We start from the raw sequence: 15,336 nt of genomic DNA on the forward strand, positions 1-15,336 counted from the left end.
AATTTCTTACGTCCCACTGACATCACGAGCACTCTTGTGCGAACAAGCGGACGTGGCCTTAGGTTGGCAGAGTGCCTTCGCGACTGGAGGAGCAGACCATGCACCCACCCGATACCGGCGATTTCGGCCGGCCGATCGACCTGGATGAAGCGGAGGACCTGCTCCGATGTATTTGCTTCAAGAACGGCCCACCGCGCGCCGTCGGCGTGGAGGTCGAATGGCTCATTCATGAGCTGGAGCGGCCCGAGCGCCCCGTCCCCGCCGACCGCCTCGTCGCGGCCCACGACCACGTACGTTCGCTACAACTGAAATCGGCCCTCACTTTCGAGCCAGGCGGCCAGCTGGAGCTCAGCTCTCCTCCCGCCGCCTCCCTGATGGAGTGCATCGACTCCACAGCCGCCGATTTGGACGCCGTACGCACCGCGCTCCGCCCGGCAGGCCTCACCCTCACCGGACTCGGCCTCGACCCCTGGCATCCGCCCCGCCGACTGCTCCACGAACCCCGCTACGACGCCATGGAGGCGTATTTCGACCGGACGGGTCCGGCCGGCCGCGCCATGATGTGCAGCTCCGCCTCCATCCAGGTGTGTCTGGACGCGGGCGCCGAGGAGCCAGGACCCCTCGGCTACGGCAGACGCTGGCAGCTCGCGCATCTGCTGGGCGCGGTGCTGATGGCGGCGTTCGCCAACTCACCCGCACAGGAGGGGCGTTACACCGGCTGGCGGTCGTCCCGGCAGGCCGTGTGGGCCGCGCTCGACCACATACGGCCCGTGTCGCCTCCGCTCGACCGGGAGCCGCGCTCCGCCTGGACCGCCCATGCGCTGGACGCCCCGGTGATGTGCGTCCGGACCGCAGAGGGGCCGTGGGAACTGCCCGACGGCCTCACCTTCCGCCAGTGGCTGCGCTCGGGGAACTCGCGCCGGCCGACTCGGGAGGACCTCGCCTACCACCTGTCCACCCTCTTTCCGCCCGTAAGGCCGCGTGGCCATCTCGAACTGCGCATGATCGACGCCCAGTCCGGTGAGGACGGCTGGCTGGTGCCGCTCGCCGTCACGACCGCGCTGTTCGACGACGACGAGGCGGCGGAGACGGTCTATCGCGCCGTCAAACCGCTGGCGGAGTACGCCGGTTCGCTGCCCGCGCCGCTCAACCCGCTCTGGGCCAACGCCGCCCGGCACGGACTGGCCGATCCCGAGCTGCACGCGGCGGCCGTGACCTGTTTTGCCGTCGCCCTCGAAGCACTCCCCCGCATCGGCGCGTCCGACGCCGTGCAGGAGGCCGTCGCCGCATTCAATGAGCGCTATGTCCTGCGGGGCCGATGTCCCGCCGACGATCTGCGCCTCCCCTCCCTCGGGAAGGAACTGAGCACATGACCGAAGAACTCCGGCGCCGCGCCCTCGATGCGCTGACCGCCGCCCGAGCGCGGACGGCCACGCTCACTTCGTGCGTCGACGACCATGAGCTGACCGCTCAGCACTCGCCGCTGATGTCCCCGCTGGTCTGGGACCTGGCGCACATCGGAAACCAGGAGGAGCAGTGGCTGTGGCGCACCGTCGCCGGGCGTGAGGCGCTGCGGCCCGAGATCGACTCCGTCTACGACGCCTTCGAGCATCCGCGTGCGCTGCGGCCCACGCTGCCGTTGCTCGCCCCTGCCGAGGCACGCGTGTACGCGTCCGACGTACGGGGCCGGGTCCTCGACGTCCTCGACCGGACCCCGCTGGAGGGCGGGCCGCTGGTCGACGCCGGATTCGCCTTCGGGATGATCGCCCAGCACGAGCAGCAGCACGACGAGACGATGCTCATCACCCACCAGCTGCGCACGGGCCCGGCCGCTCTCACCGCGCCCGAGCCGCCGGCCGCCGGCGCGCGCGGCCTGCCCGCCGAAGTTCTGGTCCCGGGCGGTCCGTTCACCATGGGCACATCGACCGAGCCGTGGGCGCTGGACAACGAACGGCCCGCGCACCAGCGCGTCGTGCCGCCGTTCCTGATCGACACGGTGCCGGTGACCTGCGGCGCGTACCAGGCCTTCATCGAGGACGGCGGCTATACGGACAGCCGCTGGTGGGCTGCCGAGGGCTGGGACCAGATCCACCGACACGACATCGACGCACCGCTGTTCTGGCGGCGCGACGGCGGGCAGTGGCTGCGCCGTCGCTTCGGGGTGACCGAGCCGGTGCCCGCCGACGAGCCGGTGCTGCATGTGAGCTGGTACGAAGCCGATGCGTACGCCCGCTGGGCGGGGCGGCGGCTGCCCACCGAGGCCGAGTGGGAGAAGGCCGCGCGCCACGACCCCGAGTCCGGCCGCTCCCGCCGCTTCCCGTGGGGCGACGAGGATCCGGCGCCGAAGCACGCCAACCTCGGCCAGCGCCATCTGCGGCCCGCCCCGGCCGGCAGCTATCCGGAGGGTGAATCGCCGCTCGGCGTACGGCAGTTGATCGGCGATGTGTGGGAGTGGACGTCGAGCGACTTCCTGCCCTACCCGGGCTTCGCCGCCTTCCCCTACCGGGAGTACTCCGAGGTGTTCTTCGGCAGTGCGCACAAGGTGCTGCGCGGCGGCTCATTCGGTGTCGACGCGGTGGCCTGCCGCGGCACGTTCCGCAACTGGGACCTGCCGGTGCGCCGGCAGATCTTCGCCGGGTTCCGTACGGCGCGGGACGCGGCACCCGGGGAGGCGTCGTGAGCGCGCGGACGGCGCGCCACGCGCCGCTGCCCCAGCCGCACCTCTCCCGAGGGGGCGAACGCTGATGTGCCGCCATATCGCCTTCCTCGGACCCGAACTGCCGCTCGGGCAGCTGCTGGTCGAGCCCCCGCACAGTCTGTTCCGGCAGTCCTGGGCACCGCGTCGCCAGCGGTACGGAACCGTCAACGCCGACGGCTTCGGCGTCGGCTGGTACGCAGACGGCGATCCGGTGCCCGCCAGATACCGGCGGCAGGGCCCCATCTGGGCCGATCTCTCCTTCGCCGATCTCGCCCGGGTGGTGCGCAGCGGCGCCGTGCTCGCGGCCGTCCGCGACGCCACCGTGGCCGGCGCGGACGGTGAGGCGGCGGCCGCGCCGTATGCCGCCGGGCCGTGGCTGTTCAGCCACAACGGCGCCGTCAGGGGCTGGCCCGAGACGCTGGCTCCGCTGTCGCTGTCGCTGCCCGCCGCCGAACTGCTGTCGCTGGAGGCGCGCTGCGACTCCGCGCTGCTGTGGGCGCTGGTGCTGCACCGGCTGCGCGAGGGCGACGAGCTGAGCCAGGCGCTGGCCGACACGGTCCGCGAGGCCGCCGAGGCGGCGCCCGGATCCCGGCTCAATCTGCTCCTCACCGACGGCGAGACGATCGCGGCGACGGCGTGGGGCGACACCCTCTGGTATCTCGCCGAGCCCGGCCGCCGCACGGTCGTGGCCTCCGAGCCGTATGACGACGATCCCCACTGGCGTGAGGTTCCCGACCACACGCTGCTGGCCGCGACCCGCACCGATGTCCTGCTGACCCCGCTCAAGGAGCCCACTACGTGAGCCCGTTCCTGCTGACCCGCACCCTGCCCGAGGACGCCACCGACGCCGCTCTGCGAGCCGATGTGCTGCACGGGCTGACCCGTACGCCCAAGGAACTGCCGCCCAAGTGGTTCTACGACGCCCGGGGCAGCGAGCTCTTCGAGGAGATCACCCGGCTGCCCGAGTACTACCCGACCCGAGCCGAGCGGGAGATCCTCATCGCCCGCGCTCCCGAGATCGCCGCCGCGACCGAGGCCCGCACCCTGGTGGAGCTGGGCTCGGGATCGTCCGAGAAGACCCGGCATCTGCTGGACGCACTGCCCGAGCTGCACAGCTATGTGCCGGTCGATGTGAGCGAGAGCGCGCTGACCGGCGCGGCCGAGGCGCTGCTCGCCGAGCGTCCCGGGCTGAATGTCCACGCCCTGATCGCCGACTTCACCCGCGGTCTCGCGCTGCCCGGCACGCCGGGACCGCGGCTGGTCGCGTTCCTCGGCGGCACCGTCGGCAATCTGCTGCCCGCCGAGCGCGCGGCGTTCCTGCGTTCCGTGCGGTCGCTGCTGGACCCCGGCGACGCGCTGCTGCTGGGGACGGATCTGGTGAAGGACGAGGCGGTCCTCGTCAGGGCGTACGACGACGCGTCGGGGGTGACGGCCGCGTTCAACAAGAACGTGCTGTCCGTCATCGCCCGGGAGCTGGGCGCGGACGTCGACCCCGGCGACTTCGATCATGTAGCGGTGTGGGACCCGGAGCGGGAGTGGATCGAAATGCGGCTGAGGGCGCGCTCCGCGCTGACCGTGAAAATCCCCGAGCTGGATCTGGCGGTGACCTTCGAAGCGGGTGAGGAGATGCGTACGGAGGTGTCGGCGAAGTTCCGTCAGGAGGGCGTGCGCACGGAACTGGCGGCTGCTGAACTCGAGTTGACGAAGTGGTGGACGGACAAGGAGGGCAGGTACGCACTGTCCCTCTCGACGGCCCGCTGAGCGGCGCGGGCCAGTGAGCGGCGGTCGGGGTGGCTCCTCGCGGGGATGGGCGGCAGCAGCCGGACCTCCGCGGTGAGCCCGCCGGCCGCCACTACCCGCCACAGGGACGCGACCAGCGAGTCCTCCCCGACGAACGCGGCCGCTCCGGTGGGCAGATAACTGATGCGTACGGGCTGAACGGCGGCGTCCGCGTCCAGCGCGGCCTGGAAGACGGCGTGCCGGAAGCGGCCCTGGGCGCGGCCGCACCAGGTGGAGCCCTCGGGGAAGGCGATGACGCGGGCGCCGCTGTCCAGTGCGGACGCCATCTCGCGGACGGTGGCGGGCAGCGTACGGAGCCGGTCGCGCTCCACGAAGAGGGTGCCTCCCCGGGCGGCGAGCGGCCCGAGCACCGGCCAGCGCCGGACCTCGCTCTTGGCCAGCATCCGTCCGGGCAGGGCCGCCGCGATCAGCGGTATGTCCAGCCAGGAGATGTGGTTGGCGACGACGAGGGCCCCCCGGGTGCCCTGCGGCCGGCCGATGATCCGTATCCGTACGCCGAAGGCGCGTACCACCGCACGCGCCCAGCAGCGGGTCATGGCGTCCCGCACCCGGGTGCCGAAGAGGGCACCGAGCAGTACGGCCGCCGGCGCGAGGAGCAGACCGGCGAGCACGGTCAGCGTCCCGGCCAGCAGCCGGGCGGCGGCCGTGAAGGCGTCGGCCGCCGCTCCGTGGTGTGTGGCGCAGCCCCCGGGGGTGCAGGGCGCGCTGGGCAGCCAGACGCTCATCGCACGGGGGCGAGGGAGAGGAAGTGCCGCAGGTAGCGGGGGTTGGTGCGGCGCAGCGAGAGCAGCACGTACAGGTCGGCGACGCCGAAGTCGGGGTCGTGGGCGGGCGCGCCGCAGACCCAGGCGCCGAGCCGCAGATAGCCGCGGAGCAGGGCGGGCAGCTCGGTGCGGCCTTCGGGGCGGGTGACCGAGTCGGGGTTCCAGAGCTTGTGGGGCGTGACCCAGTACTCCTCGGGGGCGAGGTTCTTGGCCTTCACGGTGTCCCAGGTGGCCGCCGCGAGGGTGCCGCCGTCCGCGAGCGGGATGGAGCAGCAGCCGGCCAGCCAGGTGTGGCCGGTGCGGGTCATGTAGCGGGCGAGTCCGGCCCAGATGAGGGCGATGACGGCGCCGTTGCGGTGCAGCGGGTGGACGCAGGAGCGGCCGACCTCGACGAGGTCGTCGCGGATCGGGGCCAGTCGGGTGAGGTCGAACTCGGTCTCGGAGTAGAACCGGCCCGCCACCTTGGCGCGCTCGGGCGGCAGCACCCGGTAGGTGCCGACGACCTCGCCGGTCTCCGCCTCGCGTACCAGGATGTGGTCGCAGTACGCGTCGAAGGCGTCGATGTCCAGACCCGGCTCCGGGCCCTCGAGCCTGGCGCCCATCTCACCGGCGAACACCTGGTGGCGCAGGCGCTGCGCGGCGCGTACGTCCTCCTGGTCCCGGGCGAGGGCGACGACGTAGCGGGGCTGGTCGCCCTCGGCGAGCGGCGCGGGGGCGGGCGCGGACGCCGAGAGCTGCGCGGGGAGGGCGGCGGTGACTGGGGCGGGGATGACTGCTGGCGATGCGGGCATGACGGTCTCCTGTGCCGGACGGAAGGGGACGGACCGCGGGTGCGGCGGCCCGGCTACTTACTTCTTCCGTGGTCGGCTGGATTCGACATGACACCCCGGCGGAGTGTGGATGTGCGAAGGCTGAATGCCGGGCAATGCGGTGGGCACAGTGCACGGAGGGTAGCGGGAGCAGACGGCTCAGTGAGGCGCGAGGGCCTCGGTGATGCGCGCGGACGCGATCCGCGCCGCGCGCCCGGGGTCCTTGCCCTCCAGAACGGCCGTCATATAGGGCTTGATCGGGTTGTCGGCCTCGACATCGGCCCACTGCGGCGAGTTGGGTGTGGCCCTGCCCCGCGCGGCGCCGGCGGCCATGGCCGCGGTGCTCTCCTCGCCCTTGATGACGCCCGCGAGGGTCGACTTGTTGGGTACGTAGTTCATGGTGCGGGCGAGGTCGGTCTGCCACCTCTCGCCCGCCAGCGCCTTGACGACCTCGATCGCGGCGGCCCGCTCGCGCGCGTTCTCGGGCACGATCAGATCGGAGCCGCCGGTGAAGACGGCACCGGGCGCGGCGGCCGTCTTGCCGGGTACGGGGAAGAATCCGAGCTTGCCCCGCAGGTCGGGGTTGTACTTCTCGATGAGGGTCGCCGCGCTGGGCACCGCGATCATCTGGGCGACGTCACCTCGGGCGAAGACCTCGGCCTGCGGCGGGGTCTCCTCGTCCGCGTTCCTCGGCCCGCCGCCGTGCGCCTGAAGCTTCTTGTAGAACGCCATGCCGCGCAGCGCCGCCAGGGTGTCCAGCGTGCCCTGCCATTCGCCGCCCTGGTCGACGGCGAGTTCGCCGCCCTCGTCCCAGATGAAGCCGGCGAGGGTGTACCAGTCCTGGCCGGAGAGGTAGATGCCCTGTGTGCCGTCGCGGTTGAGTCTTTCGCAGTCCTTGAGCCACTGGGCGCGGGTTCTGGGCGGCCGGCTGATCCCGGCGTCGGCGAACAAGTCCTTGTTGTAGATGACGACGCGGTTGGCCGCGTACCAGGGAATGCCGTACTGCGAGCCGTTGACGCTGCCCGGTTCGGCGAGTCCTGGCAGCCATTCCTCGTTGCCGAGATCCCGCACGGATTCGAGCGTGAGGTCCCGCAGCGCGTCGCTCTCGGCGTACTGGGCGACCTGGGTGTTGCCCACCTCGATGACGTCCGGCGCCTTGTCGCTCTCCAGCGCGGCCGTCACCTTCTTTCCGATGCCGGTCCACTCCTGGAAGGTGAACTCCAGCCGTACGGCGGGGTTGTCCCTCTCGTAGGCGGTGATGAAGCGCTTCAGGAAGCCGTCGGAGACGCTGTCCTTCATCAGCCAGATCCGGACCGTACGGGTCTCGGACCCGCCCGGGATGATGCCGCAGCCACCGAGCGTAAGGGCGGACACGAGTAAGACGGACAGGATGTGGGACCGCTTCTTCACGTAGTCACCTTCGGCGTGGGAGCACGGGAGTGTGAACCCGACGTGGGGGGAAGCGCGCTCCGCGCTCGCACGGGTGTGACCGGAGTTTGGTATGTACCAAGGAAACCGGTCAAGCCCCCCTCAAGACGTATCGGGGTCCGGCGGCGGGGCCGCCGTGCCGCACCGTGCGGGCACGCGGTCCGACGGCCGCGCCGACTCGCCCGCCCGGCATCCCGCACACCTGCCCGAATGGCCCAACCTCCTTGCCGCATCGCCGAGATGAGGGGCAGGTCGGATGGCAGTAGCTCGAGTCCCAGCCTCTATCGTGGGTGCCATGTCCACCCCTGAACTGATCCGCATCGTCTCCCGCGACTCGCCCATGGCGCTCGCTCAGGTGGAGCGCGTGCGCACCGAACTGGCCACGCTCCACCCCGGCATCCGCACCGAGGTCCTCCCGGTCAAGACGACCGGGGACAAGTGGATGGGCGACCTCTCCCTGGTCGAGGGGAAGGGCGCGTTCACCAAGGAGGTGGACGCCGCCCTGCTCGCCGGCGAGGCGGACCTCGCCGTGCACTGCGTCAAGGACGTGCCCGCCGACCGGCCGCTGCCCGCCGGCACCGTCTTCGCCGCCTTCCTCAAGCGCGACGACATCCGCGACGCCCTCATCCACCCCGCGGGGCTCACTCTCGACGAACTCCCGGACGGGACGCGGATCGGCACATCCTCCGTACGCCGCAGGGCTCAACTCGCCGCCTCTCACCCGCAGCTCGAGTGCGTACCGATGCGCGGCAACGCCAACCGCCGCCTGGACAAGCTCGCCCACGGCGATGCCGACGCGCTGCTGCTGGCCGTCTCCGGCCTGGAGCGCATCGGCCGTACGGATGTGATCGCCGAGGTACTCGCGCCCGAGGTGCTGTGCCCGCCGATCGGCGCGGGGATCCTGGCCCTCCAGTGCCGCGAAGGCGACACCGACGTGATCGACGTCGTCAGCGACCTCGGCGACCCCGACGCCTACCGCGAGGCCACGGCGGAACGCATGTTCCTCCACGTCCTCCAGGGTCACTGCAACAGCCCGATCGCCGGCTACGCCAAGTCCGAGCGCAGCGGCGATCTCTCCCTGCGCGCCTGTGTGTTCACGCCCGACGGCAAGACGGTCCTCAACGCGCACGAATGGGCGGGCCCCCTCGACCCGGCCACCCTCGGCACCTCCGTCGCCGTCACCCTCCTCCGCCAGGGCGCACGGGACTTGATCGACTCCATCGCGCACTGAACACACCGAGGCCGGAAAGGGCCCCCCTCAGGCGGACTTGTCCCGGCGCTCGCCCGCCTCGCCCGGCTGCTCGCGCGGCACCAGGGTCGGGTTGACGTTGTCGAGCACGGTGTCCCGGTCGACCACGACGCGGGCCACGTCGTCCCGGCTCGGCACCTCGTACATCACGTTGAGCAGAACCTCTTCGAGGACCGCGCGGGCCGCCCTGGCTCCGGTGCGGCGGAGCAGGGCCTGTTCGGCGATCGCTCCGACGGCATCATCGGTGAACTCCAGCTCGACGCCGTCGAGTTCGAAGAGCTTCTGGTACTGCTTGATCAGCGCGTTGCGCGGCTCGGTGAGGATCCGCATCAGCGCCGTACGGTCCAGCGGCCGGACGGTCGACACCATCGGCAGCCGGCCGACGAACTCCGGGATCAGCCCGAACTTCAGCAGATCCTCGGGCATCACCTCGGCGAAGGCGTCCCGGTCCGCCCGCTCCTGCGCGGTGGTGAGCGCGGCCGCGAACCCGATGCCCTTGCGCGCCGCCCGCTGCTCGATGATCCGCTCAAGACCGGCGAACGCCCCACCGACGATGAACAGCACATTGCCCGTGTCGATCTGGATGAACTCCTGGTGCGGGTGCTTCCGTCCGCCCTGCGGCGGCACTGAGGCCGTCGTGCCCTCCAGCATCTTCAGCAGCGCCTGCTGGACGCCCTCGCCGGAGACGTCACGGGTGATCGAGGGGTTCTCGCTCTTGCGGGCGACCTTGTCGATCTCGTCGATGTAGATGATGCCGGTCTCGGCCTTCGCGACGTCGTAGTCGGCCGCTTGGATCAGCTTCAGCAGGATGGTCTCGACGTCCTCGCCGACGTAGCCGGCCTCGGTGAGCGCGGTGGCGTCGACGATCGCGAAAGGTACGTCGAGCATCCGGGCGAGCGTCTGGACGAGGTAGGTCTTGCCACATCCGGTCGGGCCGATCAGCAGGATGTTGGACTTGCCGAGTTCCACCGGCTCTTCCAGCTCGGCACGCCGCTCTGTGCCGCCGCCCTCGGAACGGATGCGCTTGTAATGGTTGTAGACGGCCACCGAGAGCGTCTTCTTGGCGCTCTCCTGCCCGATGACGTACTGCTCGAGGAAATCGAAGATCTCGCGCGGCTTGGGCACTTCCTCCCACCGCACCTCGGAGGGTTCGCTCCGCTCATCGTCGATGAGCTCGTTGCAGAGCACGACGCACTCGTCGCAGATGCACAGTTGGTCCGGGCCGGCGATGAGTCTGTTGACCTGCTTCTGGCTCTTCCCGCAGAACGTGCATTTCAGCACGGAGCCGCCGTCACCGATGTGTGTCACTCGGAAGCGTCCCCTCGCCGGTTACGACTTGCAATGCCCGGACCATATGACGTCACCATCTGAATGGCGACGGTATCTTGAACCGCTACAGACGGCAACACGGCGATGAGTGAGGGGCAATGGGCCGGCTCAGCCGAGCGGAGCTGCAGCAGCTCAACCGGGCCAAGGTGCTCGCCGCCGCCAGGGACGAGTTCGCCGGGCGCGGCTTCCGGGATGCCAAGGTGGACGGCATAGCCGAGCGCGCCGGGCTGACCCGGGGTGCCGTCTACTCCAACTTCCCCGGCAAGCGGGCCCTTTACTTCGCTGTTCTGGCCGACCTCGCCGAGCGCGTGCCCGAGCCGCCGGCTCTGGACGGGGCGGCCCCGGACGCGCTGGTCCGGGATGCGCTCCGCGATGCGGTGGTCCGGGATGCGGTGGTCGATGACGCGTCGCCCGAGCCGCCGCGTCCAATACCGGACAGCACCGTCTCCGAGGCGCTCGGCGCGTTCGCCCGCGCCTGGGTCGCCCGGCTGCCGCTGACCGAAGCCGACGCCGACACCGACGCCCATGAGAAGCGCGGCTTGGCCCGGCTCGGCATGCACCTGATGCCGGAGATCCTCGCCGACGAATCGATACGGCGCCCCTTCGGGCAGCTGCTGAAACTGGACGCGATACTCCTCGGGCTGGCCCTGGAGCGGCTGCGACCGGCCGACTCGCCTCAAGGCCGCCTGGTGCGCGTAGCGGAGGCAGCCTTCACGACGCTGTACGGGGCGACCCAACTGGCCGGCGCCGCACCCGGGTTCATCGACCCCTTCAACGTCGTCAGAGCCTGCGAGCAAATGGCGGGCCTCGATCTCAACGACACGTGGCCCCCGCCGTACCTCCGCTACACCCCGCATGCGCGCCCGGCCGGCGAGCCGTGGGACCCTCCGCCCGCGGTGGACGCGTTGCGCGGAGAGCCCGCGCGGCTCGCGGACGACGGTGTGGTGGGCATCCTCGGGCTGCACCGCCTCGAAGCCGCCGAGGAACTGGTGCGGGCCGCACCGCCCGGCGCTACCGTCACCGCCGTCCTTGTCACTGCCAACCCCGGCGAGCTGGCGCCCCTGGCACGGCTGACCGTCGCCGGCCTCCGCGACTGCCTGCGCCACGCCTTCCCGCCGTCGGCACGGCCGCGCCTTCAGGTGCTCTGCGACGACTCGGGCGCCGTCGCGGCGGCGGCCGGCGTGCCCGTCGTGAGCGAGGCGACCGAGGCCGCCGTCCGTATCGCGGCAGGCCGGATCGTCGCCCGGGCGGACGGCCGTGGCGCGTGCCACGCGGCGGCGGGCGGCGGCGCCCCGCATGCTCGCACGCCCCGGCCCAGGGGCCGCAGGAGCCGGGAGGGGAACGCGAGTGAACGACAACCCCTCACCTGAGGCGGTGCGCAAACGCGAACGGGTGCCCCTCTCACAGCGGGGGCAGGCCGGTCCGGGACGTACGGTCCCTCCGGCGCGGCGACCGGTACCCCATCGTCTCGCGGCCGGCGCTCGGCCCGGCCGCGGACGGCCGTCCGGCTCCCGACGCCTCGCGGACTGCCTCCTGGTGGGGCACGGTGGAGTCAACGCATCGAGAGGAGTGCGACACACATGACGAATCACACCTACCGGGTCACCGAGATCGTCGGCACCTCCCACGAGGGCGTCGACGAAGCCATCCGCAACGGCATCAACCGTGCGACCCAGACCCTGCGGGGACTCGACTGGTTCGAGGTGACCCAGGTCCGCGGAAATATCGTCGACGGGCAGATCGAGCACTACCAGGTCGGTCTCAAGGTCGGCTTCCGGCTCGACGACGGCGACTGACCGCGGAACCAGTACGCCCCGCCGGACCCGTGCGGCCAACCAGGCCGGCCCGGCCCGGCACGTACGACGCATCAGGTGCGGCCCTCCCGTTCCTGCGCGTCCTTCATCGCCTCAGTCGTGCCTGCCGCCCATCCCGCCCGTACGACCCGCAAACCGGCCCGCTCCGCGCCGTCGCACACCAACTCGTCGTCGTCCACCAGCATCCGGATCTCCCGGTCGCGGCCCAGCCGCCGCAGGATCTCCAGCTTGGTAGTGCGGGCCGGCCTGCGGTCGTCGTTGCGCCGCATGAACACCCTGCCCTCGGGCAGCCCCTGCTCGGCCAGCCAGGTCAGGGTGTCCCGGCGGCACCGCTCCGGCCTGCCCGTGAGGTACATGACCTCGCACTCCTCGGCCGCCCGCAGGCACATCTCGATGCCCTTCGCCAGCGGCGGGTCGTCGGGGGCCGCCGCGAAGAAGGCGTCCCAGTCACGCGGCTTGCGCTCCAGGAAGCGCTGCCGGTGCCCGGAGTCGGCGAGCGTCCCGTCCAGGTCGAATATGGCCAGTGGCCTGCTGTTTCGCGTCACAGCCCCCACCTTAGGCAAGGGCGGGGGAATCCCGCCGCCGTGAGCGCGTTGAACTGCATGTGAGCTCAGTGATCGCGTCCACCCGGCTGTCCGTACTCGACCGTTCCCGCACCCGCGAGGGGTACGACGAGCCCGCCGCCCTGCGCGACACGGTTCGTCTCGCGCAGGAGCTGGAGGCGCTCGGCTATCACCGCTTCTGGGTGTCCGAGCACCACAGCGTGCCGGGGGTGGCCGGCTCGGCGCCGACCGTCCTCGCGGCGGCCGTCGCGGCCGCGACCTCGACAATCCGCGTCGGCACCGGCGGCGTCATGCTGCCGAACCATCAACCGCTCGTCGTCGCCGAGCAGTTCGGGGTGCTCGAATCGCTCTTCCCCGGCCGGATCGACATGGGGCTCGGCCGTTCGGTGGGCTTCACGGGCGGGATACGCAGGGCGCTGGGCCGGGACAAGAAGGACGCCGAGGACTTCGCCGGGCAGCTGGCGGAGCTGCTGGGCTGGTTCACGGGTGAGCAGAGCGCGCATCCGCAGGTGCACGCCCGCCCCGCGGAGGGGCTGCGCGTGCCGCCGTATCTTCTGGCGACCGGCGAGGGCGCGCAGATCGCGGCCGCGGCCGGGCTGCCGCTGGTGATCGGCGACATACGGGGCCGCGAGCGGATGCTGGCGGCCGTCGACCGCTACCGGCGGGACTTCCGGCCGTCCCCCTGGTCCGCCCGGCCGTATGTGGTCGTCTCCGGCACGGTCATGGTGGCCGCCGCGGAGGCGGAGGCCCGGCGGCTGCTGATGCCGGAGGCGTGGGCGCTGGCGTACTCCCGGACGCACGGTGTCTTCCCGCCCCTCGTGCCGCCCGAGCGGATCGAGGAGCTGACGATGACGGAGAAGGAGCGCGGGTTCTACGAGTCCGGGCTGCGCGGCCATATCGCCGGCACGGAGGAGCAGGTGGCGGATGCGCTGGAGGCGGTGGTGAAGGACAGCGGCGCGGACGAGGTGCTGGTCACGTCGAGTACGTATGACCGTGCGGCGCTGCTGGAGTCCTACCGGCGGCTCGCCGGGATTGCCGGCCTCAGCGGCGACGCGGCGCGAGCGGGAACACACGGCTGACCGGCGACCCCGTCGCGCCCGGATCCGCGCCCGGGTCCGGGTCCGGGTCCGGGTCCGGGTCGCAATGTTGCCCGGCTTCGCCGCCCCGACCACATCGCGCGAGCCGACCGGCCACCCCGACCAGCCCGGCTGTCTGGCCAGGTCGCTCGGCCGGTGACGGCTCTCGGCGGCAGCGTCGGGCGTCCGGCAGCCCGCCCCGTGCGTGGGGCGGAGCTGCCGGAAGCCCTGTGCCGGGAAGGTGTGGCGCCGCGGGGCAGACGCCTCAGGCCACCGTGTCGTACGTGTAGTGGCGGGTGTGGTCCAGCATGTCGGCCGGTGTCACGTCGTTCCACGGGCGCATGGTGTCGTGCAGGTCCACGACGTTGGGTGTGCCGGCGGCCGGGAGGTAGGACGAGCCCGGGTGGCGGGCCTGCCACTCGGCCCAGAGCTTGTCTATGAAGGCGTGGTGCAGCCAGAACACCGGGTCGTTCGGGGAGACTCCGGTGCCCATCTGGCCGCCGACCCAGACATGCACCCGGTTGTGCAGGTTGGCGCCGCGCCAGCCTTCGAGGTGGTTGCGGAAGCCGTCCGACGCGCTGTTCCACGGCGGAGCGTCATAGGTGGACATGGCCAGCACGGAGTCGACCTCGGCCCGGGTCGGCAGCTGCCGCCCGCCGGCGCCGAGGGACCGGCGCAGAAAGCCGCGCCCGTCCACGCCCACGGTCAGCGGCCATCCGCCGGAGGCGAGCGAGAACGGACCGTCCATCACCTGCCCGTCCCTGGCGCGGCCGGTGCCGCCGAGGAAGTCCGCCGCCCACAGTGAGGAACCGGCCGTGCGGTCCGTCCTCCAGTCCCAGTAGGGCAGCGCCACGGCCGGGTCCACGGCCTGGAGTTGACGTTCGAACTCTATGAGGTACCTGCGGTGCCAGGGCAGGAACGAGGGCGAACGGTGGCCGACCCGGTCGCCGTTGTCCGTGTCGCTCATGATGAAGGCGTTGTGGGTGGTGACGAAGGTGTCGTACTGCCCGTTGCGCTTGAGTTCGAGCAGTGCGTCGACGAAGCGCCGCTTCTCGGTGGCGGTGAGCTGAACCTGGTTCTTGCGTACGGTCATGGTGGTGCTCCCGGATCAGGCGAGGACGAGGGGGACGAGGTCGGCGCCCTGGAGTTCCCGTACGGCGGCGCGGGCCACGGCGCGGGGCGTGGCGAACGTCTCGTAGTGGTTGACGACGCTGATCCAGCTGCCGTCGGCGTTCCGCATCACATGCAGTTCATCGCCGTCTATCCGCACGCGGTAACCCCCGCCGTGGTGGTGTCCGCCCTCGTGCGAGGCCGCCCCACCCTGAATGCGGCGGCCCAGGAAGACCTCGTCGAACGCCACCGGGTCGGAGGCATTCGGGACGGACGCCTCGGCCCGCGAGGGGCCGGCGATGACGAGATCGGCCACCGCGAGTCCGGCAAGCGCGCTCGCGGCGGCGCCCAGAGCTCGTCGGCGGGTGAGTTCAGGCATGGCAAAGCCCCCAGAGATGGCAGTGGTTCGGTGGGCCACGGACGGAGGTCAGCCCACCCGTGACCTGGCCATGCCTACCGGCACACCTGAGCGCCGGGGAAATCACTGGGAACCGGTTGGCCGCTATGCGGACATGTCCCTACACACAGTGCAGAGTTGAACAAAATCGATCTTGTTGTCCACGCGCCCAGACGATACTTCGAACGTAAATTCTGCGGCCAATGTGGCAGTTGTGTGAATACTTTGTTGCGAGGGCCGGAGAAGGGTGGCCGCCCTCACACAGCAAAGCTGTCCTGAATCTCACGGCCCGAAGGCCG

15 protein-coding genes are annotated in these 15,336 nt (G+C 71.3%); 8 read left to right on the top strand and 7 right to left on the bottom strand.

What is annotated here, in order from left to right:
- Positions 1-98 precede the first annotated feature (98 nt).
- The 4 genes from egtA (at position 99) to egtD (ending at position 4,459) form a co-directional block, all read left to right on the top strand.
- Positions 99-1,373, top strand: coding sequence for an ergothioneine biosynthesis glutamate--cysteine ligase EgtA (egtA, locus tag J7E87_RS03260; protein ID WP_215089616.1), 1,275 nt, complete (start codon positions 99-101; stop codon positions 1,371-1,373).
- A complete protein-coding gene (egtB, locus tag J7E87_RS03265) occupies positions 1,370-2,680 on the top strand; it encodes an ergothioneine biosynthesis protein EgtB (RefSeq protein WP_215089618.1) in 1,311 nt (436 codons plus the stop codon). The genes egtA and egtB overlap by 4 nt, the downstream gene beginning before the upstream one ends.
- A 64-nt stretch (positions 2,681-2,744) precedes the next feature.
- The gene (gene egtC, locus J7E87_RS03270; RefSeq protein WP_215089620.1) at positions 2,745-3,500 is read left to right on the top strand and encodes an ergothioneine biosynthesis protein EgtC; all 756 of its coding nucleotides are present in this window, start codon (positions 2,745-2,747) and stop codon (positions 3,498-3,500) included.
- The gene (gene egtD, locus J7E87_RS03275) at positions 3,497-4,459 is read left to right on the top strand and encodes an L-histidine N(alpha)-methyltransferase (protein WP_215089622.1); all 963 of its coding nucleotides are present in this window, start codon (positions 3,497-3,499) and stop codon (positions 4,457-4,459) included. Before egtC ends, egtD begins: the two co-directional genes overlap by 4 nt.
- On the opposite strand, the gene J7E87_RS03280 is transcribed toward egtD, so the two are convergent.
- The 3 genes from J7E87_RS03280 to J7E87_RS03290 form a co-directional block, all read right to left on the bottom strand.
- Complete coding sequence (locus J7E87_RS03280; protein ID WP_215089623.1) at positions 4,354-5,223, bottom strand: 1-acyl-sn-glycerol-3-phosphate acyltransferase; 870 nt, start codon at positions 5,221-5,223, stop codon at positions 4,354-4,356. The two genes, egtD and J7E87_RS03280, sit on opposite strands and share 106 nt — an antisense overlap.
- Positions 5,220-6,053, bottom strand: a complete 834-nt coding sequence (locus tag J7E87_RS03285; protein ID WP_215089624.1) for a GNAT family N-acetyltransferase — start codon at positions 6,051-6,053, stop codon at positions 5,220-5,222. Before J7E87_RS03285 ends, J7E87_RS03280 begins: the two co-directional genes overlap by 4 nt.
- 177 nt (positions 6,054-6,230) lie before the next feature.
- A complete protein-coding gene (locus tag J7E87_RS03290; RefSeq protein ID WP_215089625.1) occupies positions 6,231-7,481 on the bottom strand; it encodes an extracellular solute-binding protein in 1,251 nt (416 codons plus the stop codon).
- 313 nt (positions 7,482-7,794) lie between these two features.
- On the opposite strand from J7E87_RS03290, the gene hemC reads away from it, so the two are divergent.
- Entirely contained in the window at positions 7,795-8,730 is a 936-nt protein-coding gene (gene hemC, locus J7E87_RS03295) for a hydroxymethylbilane synthase (RefSeq protein WP_215089626.1), read from the top strand.
- Positions 8,731-8,757: 27 nt separating this feature from the next.
- Here the strand turns inward: hemC and clpX are convergent, their stop codons facing one another.
- Positions 8,758-10,056, bottom strand: coding sequence for an ATP-dependent Clp protease ATP-binding subunit ClpX (clpX, locus tag J7E87_RS03300; RefSeq protein ID WP_215089627.1), 1,299 nt, complete (start codon positions 10,054-10,056; stop codon positions 8,758-8,760).
- Positions 10,057-10,175: 119 nt separating this feature from the next.
- Here clpX and J7E87_RS03305 point away from each other — a divergent pair, with 119 nt between their 5' ends.
- Together J7E87_RS03305 and J7E87_RS03310 are read left to right on the top strand one after the other, a co-directional pair.
- Positions 10,176-11,447 carry a TetR/AcrR family transcriptional regulator gene (locus tag J7E87_RS03305; protein WP_215089628.1) on the top strand — a complete coding sequence of 424 codons (1,272 nt, stop codon included), beginning with the start codon at positions 10,176-10,178 and terminating at the stop codon, positions 11,445-11,447.
- 210 nt (positions 11,448-11,657) lie between these two features.
- Positions 11,658-11,873 (top strand): dodecin, encoded by a 216-nt coding sequence (locus J7E87_RS03310; protein WP_215089629.1) that lies wholly within the window; start codon positions 11,658-11,660, stop codon positions 11,871-11,873.
- Between the two features lie 71 nt (positions 11,874-11,944).
- Here the strand turns inward: J7E87_RS03310 and J7E87_RS03315 are convergent, their stop codons facing one another.
- Positions 11,945-12,436 (bottom strand): hypothetical protein, encoded by a 492-nt coding sequence (locus tag J7E87_RS03315; protein ID WP_215089631.1) that lies wholly within the window; start codon positions 12,434-12,436, stop codon positions 11,945-11,947.
- A gap of 59 nt (positions 12,437-12,495) precedes the next feature.
- On the opposite strand from J7E87_RS03315, the gene J7E87_RS03320 reads away from it, so the two are divergent.
- The gene (locus J7E87_RS03320) at positions 12,496-13,533 is read left to right on the top strand and encodes an LLM class flavin-dependent oxidoreductase (protein ID WP_215089633.1); all 1,038 of its coding nucleotides are present in this window, start codon (positions 12,496-12,498) and stop codon (positions 13,531-13,533) included.
- Between the two features lie 262 nt (positions 13,534-13,795).
- On the opposite strand, the gene J7E87_RS03325 is transcribed toward J7E87_RS03320, so the two are convergent.
- Together J7E87_RS03325 and J7E87_RS03330 are read right to left on the bottom strand one after the other, a co-directional pair.
- On the bottom strand, positions 13,796-14,623 hold the full coding sequence (locus tag J7E87_RS03325; RefSeq protein ID WP_215089635.1) for a tyrosinase family protein: 828 nt from the start codon (positions 14,621-14,623) through the stop codon (positions 13,796-13,798).
- A gap of 15 nt (positions 14,624-14,638) precedes the next feature.
- Positions 14,639-15,019 (bottom strand): tyrosinase cofactor, encoded by a 381-nt coding sequence (locus J7E87_RS03330; protein ID WP_215089637.1) that lies wholly within the window; start codon positions 15,017-15,019, stop codon positions 14,639-14,641.
- Between the last annotated feature and the right edge of the window lie 317 nt (positions 15,020-15,336).

It is taken from the genome of Streptomyces sp. ISL-1 (assembly GCF_018614585.1).
GTDB lineage: Bacteria > Actinomycetota > Actinomycetes > Streptomycetales > Streptomycetaceae > Streptomyces > Streptomyces maoxianensis.